The sequence below is a fragment of the Kribbella sp. genome (genome assembly GCF_035687465.1).
GTDB lineage: Bacteria > Actinomycetota > Actinomycetes > Propionibacteriales > Kribbellaceae > Kribbella.
In genome coordinates, this window is record NZ_DASRXP010000001.1 from 1 (window position 1) to 3,140 (window position 3,140).

The 3,140-nt window shown below is 67.1% G+C and carries 3 protein-coding genes; 2 read left to right on the forward strand and 1 reads right to left on the reverse strand.

The window, feature by feature from the left end; all coding sequences use genetic code 11:
- Both VFG33_RS00005 and VFG33_RS00010 read left to right on the forward strand, forming a co-directional pair.
- Positions 1-551: hypothetical protein (locus tag VFG33_RS00005; RefSeq protein WP_325020939.1), on the forward strand; the 551-nt coding region annotated here is incomplete at its 5' end.
- Between the two features lie 101 nt (positions 552-652).
- On the forward strand, positions 653-1,150 hold the full coding sequence (locus tag VFG33_RS00010) for an inorganic diphosphatase (RefSeq protein WP_325020941.1): 498 nt from the start codon (positions 653-655) through the stop codon (positions 1,148-1,150).
- Positions 1,151-1,418: 268 nt separating this feature from the next.
- Here VFG33_RS00010 and VFG33_RS00015 read toward each other — a convergent pair whose 3' ends face one another.
- A complete protein-coding gene (locus VFG33_RS00015; protein WP_325020943.1) occupies positions 1,419-2,948 on the reverse strand; it encodes an MDR family MFS transporter in 1,530 nt (509 codons plus the stop codon).
- Positions 2,949-3,140: the final 192 nt, after the last annotated feature.

Consider the following 3,140-nt stretch of genomic DNA (forward strand, 5'->3'; position numbering starts at 1 on the left):
GGCTGCCGTTGGTCGGACTGGCGCTGCTCGGCCGACTGTTGCTGCTCGGACTGGCGCTGGTCGGACTGGCGCTGCTGCTCGGCGCGCCGTCGCTGCTCGGCATGCCACTGCTGGTCGGCCTGTGTTGGCTGGTCCGCCTGCTCGCTCCGCTGTCCGGTCTGCGGTCGCGGGTCGAACTGTCTCGCCTGGTCGGAGGCCTTCTGCTGGTCGGGCCGCTGTTGCGGCTGCCACCACTGGTCCGGCGACTGCTCGTCCAGCCGGGGCTCATCCGTCTTCTGCTTGCCCTCGGCCCGCCCCGTCCGCGGCTCCTCGGCCCGGAGCGGCTCGGAGCTCGCTCGATCGGCGTGCGGTTCGTCACGCTCAGCGGTCGCCGCCGGCTGCTCCTCGGCGGCCGCGGCCGGCTTCCCGCCGTCGAACCAGCCGCCGGCGGACGGCTTCGCCCCCTGACGCTGTTCTTGCTGGTCAGGACGCCGCGGCGGCACCGGCATCTGATGGGTCGAGTCGCCCTCGGCGGACTTCGACGACGTGTCACCGTCGTCGGTCGGCCATAGGTCGCCATCGCCGGACTGCGGCACATGCCCTCCCAAAAGGTAACCAGCAGTGGTCCACACTAGATGGCACCAAGACACGAGCCGATCCGAGCGAGGAAACCGTGGAGTTCGACGTCACGATCGAAATCCCCAAGGGAGTGCGCAACAAGTACGAGATGGACCACACCAGTGGTCGCATCCGGCTGGACCGCACGTTGTTCACGGCCACGCAGTACCCGGCGGACTACGGCTACGTCGAGAACACCCTCGGCGAGGACGGCGACCCGCTGGACGCGTTGGTGCTGGTCCAGGAGCCGACGTTCCCCGGCTGCCTGATCAAGTCGCGCGCCATCGGCATGTTCCGGATGACCGACGAGAAGGGCGGCGACGACAAGGTTCTGTGCGTCCCCGCCGCGGACCCGCGCACCGAGCACCTGCGCGACATCCACCACCTCGCCGAGTACCACCGCCTGGAGATCCAGCACTTCTTCGAGGTCTACAAGGACCTCGAGCCAGGCAAGAGCGTCGAGGGCGCCTCGTGGGTCGGCCGGGACGAGGCCGAGCGAGAGATCGTGCGTTCCTACGCGCGGCTCAAGGAGTCCGGCCTCGAACTGCACTGACCCGAACCGACAACTCACCGGTCCCGAAACCGCGACTCGCGGGTTCTGAAACGGCGACTCGCGCACACACCCGCGAGTCCCCCGTTCAGAACCCGCGAGTCTCCTGTTCAGGACCGGTGAGTTGTCGGTTCGCGAACGTTCAACTCACCCGTCGCGAACGTTCAACTCACCTGTCGTGAGTGTTGGACACGCGGGGTCTGGGTGTTGGACACGCGGATAGGGCGGGGCCCCGCACGCCGTGGCGTGCGGGGCCCTTACCTCCCCCGGATCAGTGCATGACCGCCGGCGCGGCCGCGGCCGCCTCCTCGTCCTCGGCGGCGCGCTGGATACCCGACTTGTCGGACAGCGGCACCTCCTTGAGGAACCACATCAGCACGAACCCGATGGCGACCACGATCCCGCCAACGAAGAACACCGTGTCGATGCCGGCCACGAACGCGTCCAGGATCGGCCGTGCCTGCTCGGGCGACAGCTTCGCCAGGAACGACGTGTCGTTCAGGTCGATCGACCTGCCACCCCCGCCTGGGAAGACCGGCAGGTTGCTGAGGGTCACGCTGAACAGGATGGACAGGAACACCGCGGTGCCGACCGTGCCGCCGATCGACCGGAAGAAGGTCGCCGACGAGGTCGCAACGCCCATGTCCTTGGCCGGCACGTCGTTCTGGATGGCCAGGACCAGGGTCTGCATGCACAGCCCCAGCCCCGTCCCCGCGAGCGCCATGATCAGCATGATCTGCCACAGCGAGGTGTCGACGCCGATCTGCGCGAACAGGAACATCGAGATCGACACGATCGCGAGACCGGCGATCGGGAACCTCTTGTAGCGCCCGGTCTTCGAGATCAGGATGCCACTGCCCATGGACGCCACCAGAATGCCGGCGGTCATCGGCAGGCTCTGCAACCCGGACTCGGTCGGCGTCGCGCCCTTCACGATCTGCAGGTAGAGCGGCAGCGACATCATCATGCCGAACATGCCGATACCCATCACGAAGTTGATGATGTTGGACAGTGAGAACACCGGCCTGCGGAACAGCCGCAGCGGCAGCAGCGCCTCGTCCCCCATCAACCGCTCCACGAACACGAACGCGATGAGCCCGACGACCCCGATGCCGTACATCGCGAACGCCTTGCCGGAGTCCCAGCCCCATTCGCGGCCCTGCTCGGCCACGATCAGCAACGGCACGAGCGCGACGGCGAGTGCGGCGGCGCCCCAGTAGTCGACGCGGTGGTTGACCTTGATGTGCGGCACGTTCAGGAACTTGGCGACGACGATCAGCGCGATGATGCCGATCGGCACGTTCACCAGGAACACCCAACGCCAGCCGTCGATGCCGGCGAAGGTGCCCGCCCCGGCGAAGAAGCCGCCGACGACCGGGCCGGCGACGCTGGAAACACCCCAGATGGCCATGAAGTAGCCCTGGTAGCGGCTACGTTCCCGTGGCGACACCATGTCGGCGATGATCGCGAGTGCCAGCGACATCAGGCCGCCGGCGCCGAGGCCCTGAACCGCGCGGAACGCGGCGAGCTCGTACATCGAGTTGGCGATGCCGGACAGCACGGAACCGGTCAGGAACAGCGTGATCGCCGTCAGGTACATGGGCTTGCGGCCCAGAATGTCGGACAGCTTGCCGTACAGCGGCGTCGCGATGGTCGACGTGATCAGGTAGGCGGTGGTGACCCAGGCCTGGATGGTCTGGCCGTGCAGCTGGTCGGCGATGGTCTTCGTGGCCGAGGCCATGATCGTCATGTCGAGTGCGGCCAGCAACATGCCGAGCATCAGCCCGGCGAGCACCGTCATGATCTGACGGTGCGTCAGTGCGCCCCCGCCCCCCGAAGACGGTTGCTTCACCTCGGGCTCGATGCGCGAGGTTGACTCGGACATCAGTTCTCCCCTTCGGAACGCGCGGTCGCGCATTCGTTGATCATTGTTGGCAGATGGCGCTCGTGATCGGCGACGAACCGATCGAGCAGATCGAGGAACTTGTCCACG

Excerpts from the sequence above, each read along its gene's own strand:
- VFG33_RS00015 (WP_325020943.1), bottom strand. The coding sequence starts at position 2,948 with ATGACGGTGCTCGCCGGGCTGATGCTCGGCATGTTGCTGGCCGCACTC.